The 20,636-nt window shown below is 39.1% G+C and carries 19 protein-coding genes; 1 reads left to right on the plus strand and 18 read right to left on the minus strand.

Annotation, left to right across the window (positions count from 1 at the left end):
- Nucleotides 1-20 precede the first annotated feature (20 nt).
- The 16 genes from MOJ78_RS13380 to MOJ78_RS13455 form a co-directional block, all read right to left on the minus strand.
- Nucleotides 21-1,604: a multicopper oxidase family protein gene (locus MOJ78_RS13380; RefSeq protein WP_304977844.1), complete on the minus strand. Its 1,584-nt coding sequence runs from the start codon at nt 1,602-1,604 to the stop codon at nt 21-23.
- Between the two features lie 219 nt (nt 1,605-1,823).
- On the minus strand, nt 1,824-2,030 hold the full coding sequence (gene copZ, locus MOJ78_RS13385) for a copper chaperone CopZ (RefSeq protein WP_304977845.1): 207 nt from the start codon (nt 2,028-2,030) through the stop codon (nt 1,824-1,826).
- A gap of 155 nt (nt 2,031-2,185) precedes the next feature.
- Entirely contained in the window at nt 2,186-2,557 is a 372-nt protein-coding gene (locus MOJ78_RS13390; protein ID WP_370529720.1) for a metal-sensing transcriptional repressor, read from the minus strand.
- Nucleotides 2,532-3,911 (minus strand): MATE family efflux transporter, encoded by a 1,380-nt coding sequence (locus MOJ78_RS13395; protein WP_304977846.1) that lies wholly within the window; start codon nt 3,909-3,911, stop codon nt 2,532-2,534. The genes MOJ78_RS13390 and MOJ78_RS13395 overlap by 26 nt, the downstream gene beginning before the upstream one ends.
- Nucleotides 3,912-3,920: 9 nt before the next feature.
- Nucleotides 3,921-4,958, minus strand: a complete 1,038-nt coding sequence (locus tag MOJ78_RS13400; RefSeq protein ID WP_304977847.1) for an ABC transporter ATP-binding protein — start codon at nt 4,956-4,958, stop codon at nt 3,921-3,923.
- The gene (locus MOJ78_RS13405; RefSeq protein WP_304977848.1) at nt 4,955-5,923 is read right to left on the minus strand and encodes an ABC transporter ATP-binding protein; all 969 of its coding nucleotides are present in this window, start codon (nt 5,921-5,923) and stop codon (nt 4,955-4,957) included. The genes MOJ78_RS13400 and MOJ78_RS13405 overlap by 4 nt, the downstream gene beginning before the upstream one ends.
- Nucleotides 5,924-5,925: 2 nt before the next feature.
- The gene (locus MOJ78_RS13410) at nt 5,926-6,783 is read right to left on the minus strand and encodes an ABC transporter permease (RefSeq protein WP_304977849.1); all 858 of its coding nucleotides are present in this window, start codon (nt 6,781-6,783) and stop codon (nt 5,926-5,928) included.
- Nucleotides 6,776-7,759 (minus strand): ABC transporter permease, encoded by a 984-nt coding sequence (locus tag MOJ78_RS13415; protein WP_304977850.1) that lies wholly within the window; start codon nt 7,757-7,759, stop codon nt 6,776-6,778. Before MOJ78_RS13415 ends, MOJ78_RS13410 begins: the two co-directional genes overlap by 8 nt.
- A 74-nt stretch (nt 7,760-7,833) precedes the next feature.
- Nucleotides 7,834-9,636: an ABC transporter substrate-binding protein gene (locus MOJ78_RS13420; protein WP_304977851.1), complete on the minus strand. Its 1,803-nt coding sequence runs from the start codon at nt 9,634-9,636 to the stop codon at nt 7,834-7,836.
- 24 nt (nt 9,637-9,660) lie between these two features.
- Nucleotides 9,661-10,368 (minus strand): PIG-L deacetylase family protein, encoded by a 708-nt coding sequence (locus MOJ78_RS13425; RefSeq protein ID WP_304977852.1) that lies wholly within the window; start codon nt 10,366-10,368, stop codon nt 9,661-9,663.
- A gap of 981 nt (nt 10,369-11,349) precedes the next feature.
- On the minus strand, nt 11,350-12,354 hold the full coding sequence (locus MOJ78_RS13430) for an ABC transporter ATP-binding protein (RefSeq protein WP_304977853.1): 1,005 nt from the start codon (nt 12,352-12,354) through the stop codon (nt 11,350-11,352).
- A 10-nt stretch (nt 12,355-12,364) separates the two neighbouring features.
- Nucleotides 12,365-13,315 (minus strand): ABC transporter permease, encoded by a 951-nt coding sequence (locus MOJ78_RS13435; RefSeq protein WP_304977854.1) that lies wholly within the window; start codon nt 13,313-13,315, stop codon nt 12,365-12,367.
- Nucleotides 13,315-14,244 carry an ABC transporter permease gene (locus tag MOJ78_RS13440; RefSeq protein WP_304977855.1) on the minus strand — a complete coding sequence of 310 codons (930 nt, stop codon included), beginning with the start codon at nt 14,242-14,244 and terminating at the stop codon, nt 13,315-13,317. The genes MOJ78_RS13435 and MOJ78_RS13440 overlap by 1 nt, the downstream gene beginning before the upstream one ends.
- Before the next feature lie 94 nt (nt 14,245-14,338).
- Entirely contained in the window at nt 14,339-15,982 is a 1,644-nt protein-coding gene (locus MOJ78_RS13445; protein WP_304977856.1) for a peptide ABC transporter substrate-binding protein, read from the minus strand.
- Between the two features lie 127 nt (nt 15,983-16,109).
- Nucleotides 16,110-16,745: an NAD(P)/FAD-dependent oxidoreductase gene (locus MOJ78_RS13450; protein WP_304977857.1), complete on the minus strand. Its 636-nt coding sequence runs from the start codon at nt 16,743-16,745 to the stop codon at nt 16,110-16,112.
- 432 nt (nt 16,746-17,177) lie between these two features.
- Nucleotides 17,178-18,668, minus strand: coding sequence for a Na+/H+ antiporter NhaC family protein (locus MOJ78_RS13455; protein WP_304977858.1), 1,491 nt, complete (start codon nt 18,666-18,668; stop codon nt 17,178-17,180).
- A gap of 210 nt (nt 18,669-18,878) precedes the next feature.
- Between MOJ78_RS13455 and MOJ78_RS13460 the strand changes: the two genes are divergently transcribed.
- Nucleotides 18,879-19,784: a plastocyanin/azurin family copper-binding protein gene (locus MOJ78_RS13460; protein WP_304977859.1), complete on the plus strand. Its 906-nt coding sequence runs from the start codon at nt 18,879-18,881 to the stop codon at nt 19,782-19,784.
- A gap of 69 nt (nt 19,785-19,853) precedes the next feature.
- On the opposite strand, the gene MOJ78_RS13465 is transcribed toward MOJ78_RS13460, so the two are convergent.
- Entirely contained in the window at nt 19,854-20,132 is a 279-nt protein-coding gene (locus MOJ78_RS13465; RefSeq protein ID WP_304977860.1) for a hypothetical protein, read from the minus strand.
- Between the two features lie 215 nt (nt 20,133-20,347).
- Complete coding sequence (locus MOJ78_RS13470) at nt 20,348-20,557, minus strand: hypothetical protein (RefSeq protein ID WP_304977861.1); 210 nt, start codon at nt 20,555-20,557, stop codon at nt 20,348-20,350.
- Between the last annotated feature and the right edge of the window lie 79 nt (nt 20,558-20,636).

Raw genomic sequence — 20,636 nt, forward strand, 5'->3', positions numbered from 1 at the left:
CTTGTAATTTGACGTAGTGCTTATTCCGGTTTATTACCTGCGTCACGGTCAGCAACGAATTCAGTTTCATAGTTCTTGTAGTTGACTTGTGTTACCATGCCTGCAGATGCATGATGTAAATCATGGCAATGGAACATCCAATTCCCTGGATTGTCTGCTTCAAAAGCTACGATATATTCGTCTCCAGGCTTTAGACTGAGTGTATCCTTCATTATCGGTGAACCCGATACCGGTTTATCGTTTTTACTCAGGATTTGAAAGAAATGGCCATGTAAGTGCATCGGATGATCATCTTCCTTTGATTTATTGACAAGTTTCACTTTGACAAGATCGCCTTTTTCCACCTTGATTTTATCAGTTTTTGGCCATACATTACCATTGATTGTATAGACTATTCCTGTATCTCTCATATCCGAATTAAGGTCCATTATATATTCTGAATCATAGTTTTGACGAAGTGAAAATTGACTATTATTTTGCTCACCATATTTAGTGATGTTCAATACTGGCAGGTCTTCAGTATTATTGGATTTGTCGCTATCCTCTTCAGCCGCTTCATACTGTATATATGTTTTCATACCGGTGAGAGCGTTATTATCCCCATGTGATTCCAACAACCATTTACCTGGATTATCAGCTATAAACTCAATATCATAGCGTTCCCCCGGTGCGATTGAAATCATTTGACCATGAATTGAAGCTGGATTATTGATGGGTTGACCATCAGTGGAAACGACCTTGAATTCATGGCCGTGTAAATGAATTTTATGAGACATGAACCCGGCATTGATCAATCGAAGTCGTACCTTTTCACCCTTTTTAACTTTAAGGGGTTCTATTAAATAACCACTCTTACCATTGATCGTATAAAGGTCATACATACTCATGCTATGACCCATATCCATTCCCTCACCTTCTGACATGTCTGAGTGATCTTCTTTATCTTCTTTTTTGTCGTGATTCACCGCCTCACTATGGTCCATGTCCTCCATGCTGCCACGACTACTCATCCATTCATCCAATAACAATGTATAATCGCGATCAGGCATACCCTTATTACCTTTAGGTTTTACAATAAACGCTCCATATAGCCCTTTATCTACCTGATTCACTCCATCTTGATGTGAATGATACCAATATGTCCCTGGTACGCCAGCAGTGAATTTATATGTAAATGTCTCGCCTGGCTGGACAGCATTCATGGTGACTCCTGGTATTCCATCCATTTCGTTTGGAACAGGTACACCATGCCAGTGAATCGTAACAGGGTCAGGCAGTTCATTTTTCAAATTAATCGTCAATTTCTCGCCCTCCGTTACCCGTATTTCAGATCCAGGTACTGATCCGTTAAATGTCCATACCGGTAAAGTTGTATCATCATTGATTTTCAAAGATTGTTCATTCGCCGTGATTGTGAAATCTTTTTTAGTGATTACATCTGATTTTTCTGAAGTCGATTTCGATATTTTCGATTCCCTTTCGGTCGTATCTTCCATGCCCTTCATATCATGACCTTCGTGGCTGCTCTGTTTATCGTTTGAACATGCAGCAATAAATAAGATAAAAACAAGTGATAGTATAATGTAAAGTCTTCTTTTTCTCATGCCTCACACCTTCTCTAATCCATAGTTTTATTTTCATGTTGATTATAAAACCTATTTATCGAGAAAATGTGCATTTATTCAATCTTATACCAACAAAAAAAGAAGGTTCGACCACCTTCTTTTTTGTTCTCATAGTATTCATCTCCTGCACCCATACCCACTAGTGGTATAAAATCAGGTTAAAGGGAGATCGTACTAGAATTAGCACGATCTTCTTTCTTAAGCTATATCGTAACCTTGATCTTCAATGGTTTCTGTAATTTCCTTTATGCTTACCTTATCTGAATCGAATCTCACATTCACTTTTCCATCTTCCAAATGAACTTTCACTGTTTCGATACCTTTCAGTCTACTTACACTTCCTTCAATTGAACTAACGCAATGTCCACAAGACATACCTTGAACATTTAATGTTTTATCCGTCATGTGAAATTACCTCCTATTTATTTGTTCCATTTAATTTTACCATACCCCAGAAGGGTATTGTCAAGAGTCAAACGTTAATTTCTTATACTTTTTTTACTCAAAGATTTTTATATTTGCTAATAAAAAATGACCAAAAAATTGGCCATTTTTGTTGGTTATTTAGAGAATTGGTTGATTACCTTCATTAATTCTTCAATTGATTCATTTCCTCGACCGGATTTAATTGCACTAGCGACACACGACTTTGTATGACGTTCCAACAACGTTAAGCCAACCTTCCGAAGTGCTGCATCGATCGCAGAAATTTGGACGATTACATCTACACAATAGCGATCATCCTCAACCATTTTTTGCACCCCGCGTACCTGACCTTCTATCCGCTTTAGACGATTAACGATCCCTTGTTTATCGTCATCAACATATGTGTCACCTTGTTGTGTAAGTTCGATTTCCTTTTTAACCAACCTCTCCATTCCTTTCTTCCAATCGTTTAGTAAATCATTAATTTGCTCTTGTTTCTTTATCATTAAATAGATCTTTCCGTATCCATTGATGTCTCCTATATTTATACCATAAACTAACAGCTCTGAACAAATTATCTAATCCAATCGCTACCCAAATACCTGCAATACCTAAATTTAAACTAATACCTAATAAATATACCCCTCCTGTACGTATGACCCATATGCCTATCGCAGTTATATACATTGGAATCTTTGTGTTTCCTCCCCCTTGGAAGACCCCTGTCAATACGATGACAGCTCCAAGTATAGGTTGGATGAAGGCGTCAATTTTTAAAGCAATCGATATTTGCCTCAGTACCTCAACGTCTTTTGTAAAAAACGTACCGATCCAGCCACCGGAAAAATACAAAATTACACCGACCAAGCTCATAACTCCGATTGAGAGGATCGTGAGAAGAAAAGCATAATCTTTTGCAGTATCCGTTTGTCCCGCACCAAGTAGTTGGCCTACAAGGGTTGTTGCCGCAGTAGCTAGGCCATATCCAATCATGTATGAGAAAACCTCAATATTACCAGCGATTGTATGAGCAGCAAACGTGTTCGTACCCATTTGTATGACAAATCCAAAGTACAATACTTGCCCTATTCTCATGACTAGACGTTCCCCTGCTGCAGGACTTCCAACAATCAATAAACGTTTCTGAATATCTAACTTTGGCATCCAATCAATAAACCTAAAAGAATGAATGCTTTTAGTTTTACTTAGATAATAAAAAAGAAGGAGCGAACCGATTAAACGGGCAATAACAGTAGCCATCCCCGCCCCAACAAGTCCCAGGGCAGGTATGAAATAAAAACCGAATATGAACACGTAATCAAGGACAATATTTAATAAATTAATCCATATGCTGACCTTCATCGGGGTCTTCGTATCTCCAGTTCCACGGAGAATGCTGCTTAGAACAAACATTAATGAAATAACGATGGAAGGTATTGCAACAATTTTAAAGTAAATCTCTCCTGCATCGAGTACTTCCGGTTCTGCTCCTAAAAGCATTAAAAGATCTCTTGCAAAGAATAGCGTGATCAATCCAAGAATGAGACCGCTTATTACAGCTAGAATAATGGATTGTTGTGCAATTTTTCGAGTATTTTCACTATCTTCAGCTCCAATATACCTTGCAATATATATATTTGCGGCAACACCCAAGGACATGAAAATTGCAAAGTACACCTGTAAAACGGCATTTGTAATACCTACCGCTGTGACTTCGATTAAACCCAGTTTTGAAATGAATAGTATATCTACAAACCCGATGATTGTTTGAAAGAAATTTTCCACAACAGCAGGAATTGCAAGCGCAAAAATGACCTTCAGTTTTTGACCAAGAGAGTTTTCATTTACAAGACTATCCATCAATTTCCCCTACATAATGTACTTAGATTCACTTTTTTCATTTTCCTTTAAAATTTGTTGGTGATTATTCTGGTCAAGATGACATGAAACAAAATGTTCTCCACTAACCTTTTTCAATTTGGGTTCTATCTCATGACATTCGTTGTGTTCATGCGGGCATCTTGCGGCAAATGGACAGCCTTTATGGTGAAAAGTCGCATCTACCTCTCCATCCCGGATAATCTCATTACGATTTGCAATAAAATAATTTAAATCTTTAACAACAGAAACAAGTGCTTTTGTATAGGGGTGGGAAGGGTTGTATATAATCTTTTTTGTTGGGCCGATTTCCACAATCTTCCCTTGATACATAACCGCTATCCGATCACACATATAACTTGCTGTAGCTAAATCATGCGTAATAAAAAGCATGGTTAAACCCATCTTTTCCTTTAACGAAAGCAAGAGGTTCAATATCCCTGCTCGAACGGAAACATCTAGCATTGAAGTAGGTTCATCTGCTGCAACAAAGCTAGGCTTTAAAATAATTGCCCTTGCAATTGCAACACGTTGCCTTTGCCCACCACTTAACTGATGCGGATAACGGTAAATATATTCTTCTGCAGGACTCAACTCGATTTCTTCCAATGCTTCAGTTATACGTTCACGCTTTTCGTTGAACGTTATATGATTTTCATGTGCATTCAACGGTTCCATCAATAAATCTATGATCCGCATACCAGGGTTTAACGTATCATAGGGATCTTGAAAAATCATTTGCATCTTCTTCCGGTGCCGGTTCGTTTCTTTATCGTTCAAGTCACAAAGATTTGTATTGTCCAAGAGAATTTCCCCGCCAGTCTCTTTAATAAGACGCATTAGCATTCTTGCAGTCGTTGTTTTACCACATCCGCTTTCTCCGATGATCCCGAGAATTTCTCCTTTCCTGATTGAAAAGTCTATGTTATTTACGGCGTGTACAGAGGTCGTCTTCCTTTTAAAGAACGAACCTGTTTTCTTTGTAAATGTTTTTTTCAATTGCTTCACTTCAATTAAATGATCACTCATTGAACATCCTCCTCTGCTAAAAAGCACGCAGAATAATGTGCTGGTTTAACCTGTATTAAAGGTGGTATGTTCGTATTACATTTCTCCATTGCATACGGACATCTCGAATAAAAACGGCAGCCGGCAGGTGGTTGAATAAGATTAGGAACGGTTCCCGGGATCGATGATACCTTTTTATCTGGTTGAGTGATATCAGGTGTGGCATCAAGAAGACCCTTTGTATATGGATGATTCGGATCGTACACAATATCTTTTGTATCGGCCCACTCCGTTATTTTACCGGCATACATAATTGCAATTCGGTCACAAACCGCAGTTACCATAGGAAGGTCATGGGAGATAAGGATAATTGAGAGATCCAATTCTAGTTGTAGTTTTTTTAATAATGCAATGATTTGTGCCTGTGTCAGAACATCCAAGCCAGTTGTAGATTCATCCGAAATGATAAGCTTAGGACTGCATGAAAGAGCCATTGCAATTGCCACTCTTTGTTTCATACCCCCGCTGAATTCATGCGGATAGGATTTCCAACGTTCCCCATCAATTCCAACAAGCTCAAGGAGTTCCTTCGTTCGTTTAATAGCTTCTTTTTTATCTATTGAATTATGTGTCCTGATTGATTCAATGATTTGGTCTCCGATTGTGTATATCGGGTTAAGTGCATTCATTGCACTTTGTGGAATAACTGAAATCTCACTCCATCTTATTTTTTCAAGTTCTTTTTCAGTTGCTTGAATAAGGTCATTTCCATCTAGTACGGCTTTTCCAGAAACGATTTTTCCTGGATACTCTAGAAGTCGTAGAATAGACTGTGCTACCGTCGTTTTCCCACAACCAGACTCTCCAATAAGCCCTAACATTTCTCTTTTTCGAACCGTAAATGACACATCTTCAACCGCTCTAGCTTCCCCTTTTTCAGTAACATAATGGGCAGTGAGATTTTCTACATTTAAAATAGTTTCCATTCCTACCGTTCCTTTCTTAGTCTAGGGTTCAAGATTTCTTCCATTGAAAACCCAGTGAAAGCAAAACCCACGACCAATGCTGTAATTAAGAGTCCTGGAGGTAAGATCCACCATACCCATGCATCTGTTAAAAATGCTCCGCGAGCTTGAGCATAATAAAGTGTCGTTCCCCAACTTTTACTGAATGGATCACCTAGACCAAGGAAGCTTAATGAAGCTTCAATTAAAATAGATTGACTGGCGGCCATAACAAATTGCGAGAGTGCAATTGGAATAACTCCTGGAAGCAAATGTTTCCACAAGATTGTTCCGATTTTTGAACCTATCGACCTAGCTGCTTCCACGTACCCTTTTGTCTTTAGTGTAAGTACTTGAGAACGTATGACACGTGCAGGACTAGCCCAAGTTAAAATACTGATGACCAAAATAATATTCCAGAAACTCGGTCCGACAAAAGCGGCAAGTAGAATCATCAAAGGAAGGAATGGAATGACTAGAATCAAATCAACAAGACGCATCAAAAATGAATCGACTCTGCCCCCAAAGTAACCTGCTGTAACTCCTACTAAACAACCAATTGAAATCGACAGAAAGGCAGCGATGAATCCAATTAACAACGAGATTCTCGTACCAAAAATCAACTCACTGAAAATATCCTGACCTACATCATTTGTACCAAGCAAAAACTTTCCACTTGGTGCTTGTAGAGGTTCACCAATACGTGACATCGGGTCATACGGTGCTATGAACGGAGCGAATACAGCCAGAAATACAAATAATATAAGAATCGCAATTCCGATTAAACCGAGGTTGTTTGAAACCAAGACATTCCAGTAATCTTTCCATTTTTGTTTATCCATTCTCTTTCCCTACCTTTGGATCCAAAAGAGGATAGATCAGATCTGCAAGAAAATTGGCAATGATAACACTAAACGTAATGATTAAGAAGGTCGCCTGAATTAATGGATAATCTCTGCTTATTACTGCTTCAAACATTAGTCGACCGACACCTGGGTATGCAAACACTGTTTCAATTACAGTTGCACCACCTAGCATGAAACCAAGACTTAACATAAAAACGGTCGCGACTGGCAGTAAAGCATTCCGCATCGCATGTCGGTATTTTATAACTTTCTCCTTTACACCTTTCGCTTTCGCCAACATGATGTAATCTTCTCCTAGCACATTCAACATCGAGTAGCGCATAGTCATATAGGTAGTAGTTATCGAGATTAATACAAGTGTCACAAGTGGAAGTGTTAGATGGTGGACTACATCTATAACCCTATCCCAACTTTGGTAGTTTGCCCATGCTGTTTCCCCACCGAATACTGGGAACCAACTAAAGGTTGATGCAAAAATAGAGACAAGGATCATACCAACCCAAAAAGATGGCATTGCACTCAAAAACATGAATCCTGTAAGTAAATTAACATCGGTTCTGGTTCCGCGCTTCCAGGCAGATAGCGCTCCAAAAATGACACCGAGGATTGTTGATAAAATAAGATTCAGTCCTGTTAACAGCAGTGTCCACGGTAATCGATCCTGTATCAAGTCTGTGATTGGAACTTTTCGTTGATAGGAAAATCCAAAGTCCCCGGTAAAAGTGTTTTTGAGGTACATCAGATATTGCGTCGTTATCGAATCATTTAAACCATACTTATCCAAAATGGCTTCTTTTTCAGCTGAACTCATAAACCCAACATCTTCTCCAGCTATATACATAAGTGGATTTCCCGGCATAAGTCTAGGTAGAAGGAAGTTCAATGTAAGAATCAGAAAGATAACAAGTACATATTGAATTAATTTTGAAGTAATGTATTTTCCTTTTGTCAAAGTATTGCCTCCCTTTTGTAGAAATAGAAATCCCGCAATTGAATTTGCGGGATTATTCCATTCTACCCTTCGTTTCAGGCTGCTCGGTTACCCTTCCCTTTCGTCCGTTTTTTCAAAAAGATGATTCCACCTACGATGACAGCCACCATTAATAATAATAGGATCAGTGAAGTACTGTTTCCGTTTTCAGTTTCAGCTCCAGTTTGGGTTTCGTTTTTATCTGTTTCCGCACTAGGTTTATCTGCACCGCTTTCTGTATTGACAGCAGGTCCAGCCCCCTGTGCTGATGGAACGAATGAAAGTTTGTTCATAATACCTTTCCCTAGTTGAAATGCATACCCATCGTATACATTCGGGTTAAATGCATTAATAATTTCCGAATAATACAGAGGTACGATTGGGAAGTCCTCAGCTACAAACTTTTGCATCTGCAAAATAATTTCTTTGCGTTGTCCAGGATCTACTGTTGCCGAAAGTTCCTGTGCCATTTGATCGAATTGTTCACTACTATATCCTCCGATGTTTACTGAGCCAATTGCTGGGTCAGAGTGAAACAGTTCGACCAAGCGATCTGGAAACAACTGTAACGTACTGGACCAACCCCACATCGCAAGGTCAAAATTGCGACCTTTGCTCACATCGAATTCCGGCCAAACTAATGAATCAACTGTAGTAGCATCCATCGCGCGAACCTCGGTTTTAATGCCTATTTCATTTAACCATTCAGTTATGATCTCAGCTGTTCTGATTCGAAGAGGATTGCTTGAATAAACGAGGGATTGAAGGCTGATCTCCTCTCCGTTTTGACCTTCAACAAATCCATCACCATTTAGGTCTTTAAAACCAGCTTCTTCTAAAATTTGTTTTGCCTTTTCTTTATCAGGAGTAAAGGAAAGTTCATCATTATAAAATGTTGAGGACGGATGTATAAATCCTGGACTTCCTACTTCTGCATACCCGAGTGTTACTGTATCTACAAGATATTGTGTGTCAATTGCGTATCCGATCGCTTGTCGAAAGCTCGTTTCGCTCATTGGGTACTTTTCTGCATTAATTTGAAACAATGTAGTAGAATACCCCGGTCCGATTTCTACTTTAGTATTGGGGTTGGATTCAAATTCACCTACAACCTCTGGGGTCAAACTTGAGGTTATTGCATCCACTTCACCAGCTTTTAATGCTGTGTACATTGCAGTCGTATCTTCAATGATCGGAAAAATCAATTGTTCTGCTGCAGGTTTGCCTTTAAAATAACCTTGGTTTGCCTTCATTTTATAGTATCGGCCTGCTTCGTATTCCTCCAACTGATAAGGGCCGCTGCCGAGAGCATTTGATGCTTCATTCGGATTCGATATTTTGCTCCAAACATGTTCAGGTAAAATTGGGACATCTGCCAGTGGTTGTATCATAAAGTTCGGATCGGCTTGTTTTAATTTCATAACAAGTACAGTGTCACTCTTTACTTCTAATGTCTCAATATTTTTCAAAGGGTTTGTAAATCTGGATTTAGGATGTTCGAGGAAGTAGTCTACTGTGAATTTAACATCGTCTGCGGTTAGTTGTTTACCATCGTGCCACTTGACATTTTCATGAAGGGTAAACTCATATGTCAGTCCGTCATCACTAACTTTATAGTCGCTTACGAGCCATGGTTGGGGTGTGTTACTTTCATCGAGTTGAAACAATGTATCATATAATAGATGAACGAGTTCTAATCCCGGATACCCTGTTATGTAAGTATACGGTGTGAGGGTGCTTTCATCTTTCGAAATTGCAATTTTGATTGATTTCACCTGATCTTCTGCAGCATCGGTGTGAATCGGTACCATATAAATCGTCAACAGAAGTGCCAACAAACAAATTATCGTTCGTTTCAAATCAAAAACCTCCCTTTTATTTAATTAAACGATCAGCTCTTCAAGATGAAAGTTACCTTCTCTTCGATATGCTTCAGCTAGTGCGAAATGGCCGTGAGTTGCTAGTCCATGATAAACGTGTACTGCCTTATCCAATGTCCTGTGAACTGCTCTACCTTTTTCATAATCAGAAGTCAGTTCAGAAAATCCTGGACATAGAACTTCTAGATCATTGGGATTAAGCGCACGTTCAAAGTGATTGCCGCTGAACTCCAACTGGCTTTCAAGAACCTTCATTGCCTCATCTTTCTTATTCCAGACGTCAGAAATGTTCACAACTGTGTTTGGATGATGTGGCGTCATATAATAAATAGTAGGAATCGGATGTGGTTCTAGACCAGTCTCCTCATCAAGATGAAAATCTCTACTTGCAAGTGCAATTCCCTCTAAAATGAGAATCATAGCTTGTCTTCGATCAGGATCTAGGTCATGAAAGGAATGTTCAGGATCTTGAGTGATTATGATATCCGGTTTCACTTCTCGAACAACTTTCACAATTTTCTTCTTCGATTCGATACTCAAATCCACATGACCGTATTCAAAATCGGTAAAGCTTATGTTTACTCCCAGTACCTCAGCAGCTTGTTTTATTTGAGGGCGGCTTTTTTCAGAGCTTAGCATTATTGAAGCATATGATTGACCACCATTATTTAAGTTCTTCGCAAGAGCCCCTCCACACTCTACTACCTCCATCCCGTATACACCTAAAAATAAAACTTTCCTTCCAGTCCCCATGGTAGGCATCTTTCCTTTCATTTTTTAATTACTCATACCCCCTATATGTATTATAGGTTGTTGTGCTTATTTTATATTGCTATTCAACATATGTAAACATAATATTTTAAATTATCAGAATATTAGTATGAATTCCCTAGATTAAATACAATAATTGTTAAATTCGGTGTATTGCTTTCTTTTTTGGATGTCCGGAAAATAGATGGGAAAGGGGGCTAAAAGGAACCCCTCCTATGTCAAATTCAGTGTAGAAATGGGCTTATTGACTTCTCATAGACCCACTTATAAGAATATGGAGTAAGTAAACTAATATAGAAAGAGATGTTGGCCACTTTTATTTCAATTACCAATACAGCCTATTGTTGAAAATTAACCTTCAACAAGGGAATTACAATGATCTTATTTGCATCTACCAACGGATTGGCTTGTCGCAATACTGCTTTTATCCGCGCTATCAGTTCGTTCGGATCAATAGGTTTCACTGAGAAATCATCCGTTCCTAGGTTGAATCCTTTAAGTGTATCGTAACTCTCCTCTTTTCCGGTCAACATGATATATCCAGAATGACAAGATCAGGAGGATTATCATAAATCACATTTCTAAACCTGTCATTCCATCGTTTGCTATGCTGACTTTATACCTGTTTCTTTCAGCGTATAAAATAATCAAATCACAAAAATGTAAGGATCATCTTCTATGACAAGAACTTTAACTTGCTTGCTCATTTATGTGCCCCCTTATTGATTTACATCTATATTAGCATCTTTTTATCAACAGAAAGTGAACACAATAATATACTAGCAGCCTTGTTCACATTGTGTTCATGTTGCATTTTTATAGATAGAACCATAATTAAACGTAAAGAGCCTGCTTGACTAGAAGAGTAGTCACACAGGCTCTTGCTTACTATTACTAGTATGTCAGTCCCTTTTATCAATTTTATGATTCAACCAGTTCCGTCAATTCTGGTGCTCGCCTATCTAATAACCAACAACTTGCGGAATGAGTTCCTGATAACTCTGTGGCGATTGGAGAATATTCCTCGCAAACATCCATCACATATGGGCATCTCGTACTAAACGGACAGCCAGTAATCTTTTCAGATAGGTCCGGTGGTGCACCTGGGATTGAGTTAAGCTCTTCATTACGATCACCGCTTAGCTTTGGTACAGATTTTAAAAGTCCCCATGTATATGGATGTTTTGGATTATAGAAAATTTCTTGGATAGTTCCACTCTCGACAATGTTTCCTGCATACATCACGAGGATCCGATCCGCCATATTTGCAACCAAACCTAAATCATGGGTTATTAGAATAACTGACATCCCAAGCTTTTTCTGAACCTCTTTTAGTAAATCAATGATCTGTGCTTGTATTGTAACATCTAGCGCAGTTGTAGGTTCATCTGCAATTAAAAGTTTGGGATGACAAACAAGTGCCATGGCAATACCTACTCTCTGGCGCATCCCTCCACTGAGTTGATGAGGATATTTCTTACAACAAAGAACTGCATCAGGGATTCCGACAAGGCTGACCATTTCTGCAGCTTTATTCATTGCCATTTTCTTTGAAAGCTTCGAATGAATAATCAATCCTTCTGCAATTTGTTCCCCGATTTTCATCGTCGGATTGAGTGAAGTCATAGGGTCCTGAAATACCATTGAAATTTTAGAACCACGATATTCGGCGATCTCTTTTTTGGACATTTTAGTAAGGTCTTTATTCTCAAAATTGATACGACCAGATTTGAAGGTGGCTGTTTGGGGAGGTAGTAATCTCATAATGCTTTTTGCGGTTACGGATTTACCACTCCCGGATTCACCTACAATCGCAACGACCTCCATATTTTTAACAGTAAGGTTAATACCTCGTAACGCATGTACTGTAGATTTATCTGTCTTGAACTCCACGTTTAAATTTTGTACTTCGAGTAAAGTATCCAAATAGAATCACCTAATTCCTCATTTTTGGATCCAATGCATCTCGTAACCCATCCCCAACTACGTTAAAGGCAAACATTGTAAGCGAAATGAAAAAAGCAGGGAAAAACAGAATCCACAATTCTCCTGTCAATAAGGTAACAAGTGCTTCGGATGTCATCGTTCCCCAACTGGCAAGTGGGACAGGAACACCTAATCCAAGAAAACTTAAAGTTGCTTCCGCAAAGATTGCACCTGGAACAGAAAGTGTCATCGCCACAATGATCGGTCCTAAAGCATTTGGAATCAAGTGCTTAAATAAAAGCTTATTGGGACTGGCTCCAAGTACTCTTGAAGCCATGACATATTCTGATTCTTTTAACTGGAGAATCTGACCTCTTACCAATCGAGCCATCCCGATCCACCCAGTGGCTGCCATCGCAATAATAATCGTAAACAGTCCTGGCTCTAAAATAACCATTAACAAAATCGTGATCAACAGGTGGGGAAGCCCATATAAAATATCAACGAACCTCATCATCACCTCGTCGACTTTTCCACCTGCATACCCAGCAATTCCACCCCAAACGATTCCGATAATCAGGTCGATCAATACAGCAGTTATACCGATAAATAAACTGATCCGAGCCCCTACCCATGTCCTTGCAAATATATCCCTTCCTAATTGATCAGTACCAAACCAATGATTTTTAGAGGGTGACTGACTCGCATCAAGTAATACCTGATCCGAATAGGAATATGGAACAAGGAATGGTCCAACTATCGCCATTATAATTAGGAATGAAATGGTAATTAGTCCGCACACAGCCAGTTTATTTTTTAAAAGGCGTAAGAAAACGTCTTTTTTAAGTGAAACGGTCGTTTGAACTCGCTTTTCCTCGACCAATTTGTTCGATTGATCAAGGTCTTTCCCGGTCTTCCTATTTGCTTTAAAACGAAAAGTGCGCTGAGGTATACTTTCCATTACGATTCCCTCCTGGTCAACTTGATACGTGGGTCGATGATTCCGTATGCAATATCAACTAGGATCATGAAGAACACCAGGATGGAACTATAGAATACAGCCGTTCCGAGAATAACAGGATAATCTCGATCTGTTATTGATTGGACAAAATACTTCCCCAATCCAGGTATTCCAAAAATTTGTTCAATCACAAAGCTTCCGGTTAATATTCCTGCCGCAATTGGTCCGAGAATCGTAACAATTGGTATTAAGGCGTTACGCAAGATATGCTTGAAAATCAAACGTGATCCGGTAACCCCCTTGGCAATCGCTGTCTGGACATAATCGGAGTCAATAACCTCCAGGATACTGGAACGTGTAAGTCGGGCCATGTAAGCCATCGGTCCAAGGGCAAGGGCAATGCTAGGGAGAACCGTATGTTGCCATGTACCCCATGTCGCTACTGGCAGCCATTCAAGTTTCAATGCAAAAACATTGATTAGTAATGTTGCTAAAATAAAGCTTGGGACAGAAATACCTAGGATTGCTAGAAGCATAGAAACATAATCCCCAAGGCCGCTATGATTGACAGCAGCGGTTATCCCTAACAAGATTCCAAAAACTGTTGCGATCACAAGGGCTTGGAATCCGAGAAGTGCTGATACCGGGAAACTATCTAAAATCAATTCATTTACGTCTCTTGTATCCGAAGTGATGGAAGGACCAAAATCAAATGTTATAACTCCCTTTAAATAATTGAAGTATTGAATGATTAAAGGTTGATCTAATCCATAATGGGCTTTCAGGTTGCTTATTACTTGTTCTGGTACACGGCTTTCATTTGTGAATGGGTCTCCAGGAATCGCATGCATCAGAAAAAAAGTAAGTGTAATAATAACCCAGATTGTAATAATTACGCTGATTGTTCGTTGAAATAAAAACCTTTTCATAAAATCCCCCCATTTTAAAAAACAGAGGAAGGATGTGAAAAATATTCACTCACATCCTTGACTCCTTCGTTACATTTAGAATAAATAAATGGTATTACTCTACATATGCTTCACGGTAGTCCACGGCTTGAATGGTAAAGCGATGAACATTTTTCAAATTATCCTGTTGTAAATATACTTGTGTGCGATAATAAAGTGGTGCAATAGCCATCTTTTCCAGCAGCACTTTTTCTGCTTGGACCATGTATTGTGCGCGTTTTTCAAGATTGAGTTCTTTATCCGCTTTTTCCATGAGTGCGTCATATTCAGGAATGGAGATCCTACTATAGTTATAAACATCACCCGTAGTGAACTGCCCCATTAAATTTTGGGCATCATCATAATCTGCACCAGTACTATATATCGCAATCTGATATTGGCCACCCTTTACATTATCGACGAATACTTTTCGCTCCATCGTCTTCAACTCAACTTCAACACCAAGGTTTTGCTTCCACATTTCCTGCATTGCCTGTGCTAATTGATTATAGATATCACTCGTATAAAAAAGAAGGGTAATCGTTGGAAGTTCCGATTCACCGATTTCCTCCAACCCTTTCTCCAACAATTCCTTAGCCTTGTCAGGGTTATTATCTTTATATAGATTATTTCCCGTTAACTTACGGAATTCTCCGTCTCCACTACTTAATCCAAAAGGAATGAACGCATAAGCTGGAATTTCGCCACCTTTTGTAACCTTTTCAGTGAGTAACTCACGGTTTAGCGCCATGCTCAGCGCCTTACGAATATTTGCATTCTTCATAATGTCATTCTCATGATTAAAACGCAAGTAGCTTAAGCTCGCACTTGGAAGTGTCTGAGCAGTTCCATCCTGAATCATTTTGCTCTTAATTGTATTTGGAATTTGGCTAGCTACATCTAATTCTCCCGACTTGAACATACTGAATTCGGTATTTTGATCGCTGACCATGACATAGTTGATTTCATCTAGTTTTACAAGGTCTTTTGCCCAATAATGTTCATTTGGGACAAGCACAAGCTCTTGGTCATGTTTCCAGCTCTTCAGTTTAAACGGTCCGTTTGAAACGAAGGTTGCCGCATTTGAAGCCCACTCTGGATTACTTTCTGCTACTTCCTTATTGATTGGCAGCAGCGTAAAGAATGCGGTAAGTCCTAAGAAAAACGGAGTTGGACGTTCTAATGTCACTTCAAGGGTATGTTCATCGATTGCTTTTAAGCCGAGCTTGGATGGATCAGTGATTGTTCCTTCATTATAGGAAGCCCCATTTTTGATAAAAAAGAGATTACTTCCAAGAGGTGCAGCTACTTCCGGTAGCAGTGTTCGTTCCCACGAATAAACAAAGTCTTCAGCAGTCACCGGATCACCGTTTGACCATTTTGCATCAGGATTTAAATTGAATGTGTAAACCGTTCCATCATCAGAAATAGTCCAATCTTCTGCTACTCCAGGTGCAGCTTCACCATTCTCATCAATTCGGACCAGCCCTTCAAATAATTGATTCGCTATATTTCCTGCAACCTGATTATCAATCAGTGCCGGGTCTATACTTGACGGTTCAGAAAATGCATTCAATGTGATTTTTTGTTCAGTACTTGAGGTGTTATCTTCTTGTTCATTCGAATCTGTTGTCCCAGATGACTGATTACTACATGCCGTTACTAACAAACTTATAATAATTAAAAACACGATAATTGAGTATCTGCTTTTCAACTTCACAATATTTCCTCCCTTAAATGATGAGTATATTTGGAACAACAAGACTTTATAAAATCAAGTTATATAACAACTACCCCCAATATGCACGGAATTAAATTTTTAAAATTCAGTTTTTTATATCAAAATATTAATGATTAGCTATTCCAAGTTCTTTAGTAAACTTATCCATTCCGAATCGTTCTAAAAACTTTGAAAAGTGTTCCCTTCGTTTTCCGTGTTGTCGATAGACTTCCAATACTTCATCTATCAGCTCATATAATTGTTCAGGTTGTAGATTTTCCTGTAGCAGCACGGCTGTTTTCGCATCCATTCCGTTTGCTTTTCCACCGACATACAGATCAAAACCATTTTTCCGTTTAATTACTCCTATATCATTAACCAAAGGTTCTCCACATGCATTTGAGCAACCAGTATACGCAGGTCGTAACGTGAAGGGTACATCTTGTCCAGCAATTCGATTGTTTAGCTCGATGGCTACCGGCATTCCTTCTTCTTCTGAACCCTTACAAAAACTACATGTTCTCAAACTTTTAACATAAGGACCGACTTTATAAATTCTTAAACCAACCTTTTCAAGTTCAACAATCACTTCTTCAACATTTTTTTCGGGAACTTTTATGTAAAGCTGCTGGAAAGTTGTTAGTTCAATTTCGGAGTCATCATCTAAATATTTTGCTAGTTTGATCAGCTGCTTCGAGGTTAATTTTGATCCAAAACTTATACCAGCGTTTACAGCTAACGTGATTTTTTTATTAGGTTCCATTTCACCCCTCCTCTTTTGTCTTTTGTAATATTGTAAATATACTATACCTCCGTAATGTATTCAATATAAAATAGTGAATTTTCTGTATTTTATCAAAAATGTTGATTCGTTATAATCACACAGCCACTTAAAATTCCTTGTATCAATGCAATGCTAATCGGGATAACTCTAAGTATAAATAGGATTAACAGTATAGGAGAAGTTTTTCGTATCCCAAGCGGGAGAGGAAGGTGACGGGGTGAAAACGGAATGGGATAAAGCAGGATCTTAAAGAAGGGCAATATGGGAAATGAAGCAAAAAAACATGAACATGAAAGTCCAGATTAAGAGATAATCTTGTTTCACCATCGCCAATATGTGTACGAAACAAGAAAATAGACGGAGGGCTGATAGAGTTCCTTTCAGTCCTCTTCTACACGATTGTACAAATACCTATAAAAAGAACGGTACGCCCAAAAATAATCCTGCTGAAATTACTGCAGCTGTAAGATTATAAGGTGTCATTGCTTTTACATATTTCATATGGTCTGCTTCTGCAATCCCCGCCGACATGGCTGTCATTCCTGATACCGGTGAAGTTACATCTCCGAAAGTCCCTCCTGAAAGGACCGCAGCAACAGTGATGGGCATTGATCCCCCTGTAATGACTGTAAGCGGTATTGCAATAGGCATCATTAGTGCCCAAGATCCCCACGAAGAACCGATAAAGTAGGCGATTGCTCCAGTGACGATAAATATAAGGACAGGCACAAATACAGGATCAAGCGTTCCGCCTAACGTTATACTAATTAATTTTGACATACCGAGATCTTGTGAGACGTCTGAAATCGGCCATGCAACAATAAGAATCGCAATCGTTATGATTAGTTTGTTCCCCCCTTTAAAAAATCCGTTCACCATTCTTTTCAATCCAATCCCTTGAAAAAGGTAAAGGATTGCAGTTATGGCAGTCGTTGAAAACAGAGCGATCAGCATAGATCTTGAAGGTTCTTCACTACCCAGCATTAAATAAAAACTCAACGGGATCAAGATTATTAAAGGAACAATCAGATTGAAAATTCTCGGTTTAAGTACAGGGTCGACCTCGTCGTGATCATGTTCCATCGACATCTCTTTACTATGTCCTTTTTCCTTCATTGTTGTACCAATTTGATCTTCACTCGTATTTGCTTTATCGGTATTTTCGTATTCCTCAGCGAATTCCGAATCGTCTGCCATAGTTTGTTGTTGTCCGATTTTCTCATTGGTTTCTTTAATTAAATTCTTCATACGGCCAATATTCAAGGTCGGTATTAAAGAGAGAAGTGCTATTAAAATCGATGTAAAACTAAAAAATTGAAATGGAAGGGAATTGATGAACAGCTGCAACGATGTCCCCTCCGCCTCAGCAGCATCCATTCCTTTCTCCAAGACCCCAAGGATATAACCGACGAACGTTGTCGCAAAGGGGATTAAAACAATAACCGGACTAGCCGAATTATTAAGCATGTAAGCTAAACGTTCTCTAGAAACAGAGTATTTTTGTGCTAAGGGCTTTATAATTGATCCTCCCGCCACCACACGGAAACCACAATCAATAAACGTAATCGGTAGAAGTGCCCATAGAGTAATTATCGATTTTTTGGCACTATTAATATACTTGTCTGCCAATTGAGTAAACGCTTGAATACCTCCTGAAAGTTGAATCAAAGCCACCAAACCGCTGAATATGTATAGAAATAGAAGTACATATAGATTACCGCGATCTGATAATACTCCCACTACATAATCAATCGTTTGGCCTATCGATCCAAACAACGATTGTGTTAAGACAAAGCTTCCCAACCAGAGCCCAATCAACAAAGATGGAATGACTTGTTTTGTCCACATAGCTAAGATAATAGCAGCAACAGGTGGTAAAAGTGAAAGCCAAAATTCATTCATAACTATACACTCCTTATGTATTTGCCATTCCTCAGTATGTACCTTTTAAAACAATTTAACTACTTACAAAATAAAATAGGCGCTATCGCCACTAAATCATCTAAATTTATTTACAAGTAGGGACGAGATAATAAAAAGGAGTACTTAACCTAATCGAGTCATTCATATAATTTAAGTATGATCGGACAAAGCCAAAGGGGTATGGGGTATATGACTACATTGTATTTCTTTATTATGAGCATTATTGTTGTGCTTTCATTAGCTGTCATTGGGTATACGGTAAGCTATCGAAAGAAAATTCCTTGTATGACCGGAATGATGATTTCGATGACACTAGGTATGAGCGTGGGGTTAACAGTAGGAGTTATTTTAGGTATCCAACTTACAGGGAATCTGTTTTATTCCACAATTTTAGGGATCATAATTGGAGGAGCCACCGGTTTCTTAGCGGGTTTACCGGTTAGTTTGATGGCTGTGTTAGACGGAATGTTATCAGGATTAATGGGTGGCATGATGGGGGCAATGCTTGGGGATATGATTGCTCCGGATTTTAAGGAAGCTATGGTTAAAATTATGTTTGTTTTGTTTATAGCAATTGCGATGATTCTGTTTTTTATGATGGAAGAAGAATTTATTAAAAGTAGAAGAAGATTATTCAAGCATCCGCTTAGCTTGATTCTGCTCTTCGGATTCATTTTCTTAGGCTTCAATCAACTTGGTCCGATAATTACAGAATCAAAAACCTCCATACAAGGAGATGATCATCCTCAGCATACAAAGGAGACACAGAATAAATTAGTGATTAAGGCAAGTGAGTATACTTTTTCACCTGAACAAGTAAAAATTGAGGAAGGCGAAAAAGTAACAGTAGTGTTTAAAAATGTGGGTGAAGCAGAACATGATCTAGAAATCATTGGACTCCAGGCGAAAATGACCCAATCAAACCAAAATCAACATCAACATGGTAATAGCAATAACAAGGTACACATCCATGCGATGCCTGGGGAAGAAATAACTGTTTCATTTACACCTGTGCAGTCAGGTACATATCAATATGTTTGCACTATACCCGGGCATAAGGAATCCGGGATGACTGGATTTATAGAGGTTTCTTAAAAGAGTTATAAAATATGACAACTTATCGCAGGAGTCACTTCATCATCGTTAGCAACTCCGTACACTACGCTATTTATTTTGCTTATGCCACCCGTAACTTGTCATACCCTGCGGCTTGTATACCGACAGTATCATGATTATGAGCAATACCAGCAGACCGCCACCCGCGTGGATAAGTTCGCTTCGCAACCCTCCGAGATTGGCTATTCCAGTGTTCGCTGCTTCGCTTGCAAGGAAGCTTACCGTCTGCATGTTAAGCAGTAAGACAGTAGCAGCAAGGACGGTTAACACGAGTTTGAAAAGGATCCAATAGTGCCGGAACAAGCCCCACTTGGTACCTAGTGCCATCACAAGTCCGGTTAGGAGCGAGGCGAGGGCCATTGGAACTATGGCAAACCATCCGGTCAACTCCATCGCGATATATACAGCACGTACAGTCTGGTCATCCTGAGTGGTCATAGCGGCGATAACGAGAGTTAGGAAGCAAGCGACCGCACCAAGCCAGCCGACCGAGAAAGTAACATGCAACGTGAGTGCTAATTTGCGGAGACCGGGTGTCATGGTCATAATGGCTGTTTTACTCCTTGTTCTATTGCGTTTGAGATCGATATGTGGCGACTAGGACCGTGGTTACCACCAATGACGAACTTCATGATGAAAACAAGCAGTAACAGGACAAGCAAAATGATTCCAAACACCTTTACCCAACGTGGTGTGCTAGGGCGTTCAGCCCTCACGCTGGTATCGCTATTGGAGTCCGATGGTTTTCTCATTGAAATTTCCTCCTCTTTATTTTCCTATGTCTTCTTTTAATACAAAATCAGTATAACAATCTTTGATACACAGAAGATA

This window comes from Alkalihalobacillus sp. AL-G (assembly GCF_030643805.1).
Taxonomy (GTDB): domain Bacteria; phylum Bacillota; class Bacilli; order Bacillales; family Fictibacillaceae; genus Pseudalkalibacillus.

Excerpts from the sequence above, each read along its gene's own strand:
- MOJ78_RS13380 (WP_304977844.1), bottom strand. The coding sequence starts at position 1,604 with ATGAGAAAAAGAAGACTTTACATTATACTATCACTTGTTTTTATCTTA.
- copZ (WP_304977845.1), bottom strand. The coding sequence starts at position 2,030 with ATGACGGATAAAACATTAAATGTTCAAGGTATGTCTTGTGGACATTGC.
- MOJ78_RS13390 (WP_370529720.1), bottom strand. The coding sequence starts at position 2,557 with ATGATAAAGAAACAAGAGCAAATTAATGATTTACTAAACGATTGGAAG.
- MOJ78_RS13395 (WP_304977846.1), bottom strand. The coding sequence starts at position 3,911 with ATGGATAGTCTTGTAAATGAAAACTCTCTTGGTCAAAAACTGAAGGTC.
- MOJ78_RS13400 (WP_304977847.1), bottom strand. The coding sequence starts at position 4,958 with ATGAGTGATCATTTAATTGAAGTGAAGCAATTGAAAAAAACATTTACA.
- MOJ78_RS13405 (WP_304977848.1), bottom strand. The coding sequence starts at position 5,923 with ATGGAAACTATTTTAAATGTAGAAAATCTCACTGCCCATTATGTTACT.
- MOJ78_RS13410 (WP_304977849.1), bottom strand. The coding sequence starts at position 6,783 with ATGGATAAACAAAAATGGAAAGATTACTGGAATGTCTTGGTTTCAAAC.
- MOJ78_RS13425 (WP_304977852.1), bottom strand. The coding sequence starts at position 10,368 with ATGGAGGTAGTAGAGTGTGGAGGGGCTCTTGCGAAGAACTTAAATAAT.
- MOJ78_RS13435 (WP_304977854.1), bottom strand. The coding sequence starts at position 13,315 with ATGGAAAGTATACCTCAGCGCACTTTTCGTTTTAAAGCAAATAGGAAG.
- MOJ78_RS13440 (WP_304977855.1), bottom strand. The coding sequence starts at position 14,244 with ATGAAAAGGTTTTTATTTCAACGAACAATCAGCGTAATTATTACAATC.
- MOJ78_RS13450 (WP_304977857.1), bottom strand. The coding sequence starts at position 16,745 with ATGGAACCTAATAAAAAAATCACGTTAGCTGTAAACGCTGGTATAAGT.
- MOJ78_RS13455 (WP_304977858.1), bottom strand. The coding sequence starts at position 18,668 with ATGAATGAATTTTGGCTTTCACTTTTACCACCTGTTGCTGCTATTATC.
- MOJ78_RS13460 (WP_304977859.1), top strand. The coding sequence starts at position 18,879 with ATGACTACATTGTATTTCTTTATTATGAGCATTATTGTTGTGCTTTCA.
- MOJ78_RS13465 (WP_304977860.1), bottom strand. The coding sequence starts at position 20,132 with ATGGCACTAGGTACCAAGTGGGGCTTGTTCCGGCACTATTGGATCCTT.
- MOJ78_RS13470 (WP_304977861.1), bottom strand. The coding sequence starts at position 20,557 with ATGAGAAAACCATCGGACTCCAATAGCGATACCAGCGTGAGGGCTGAA.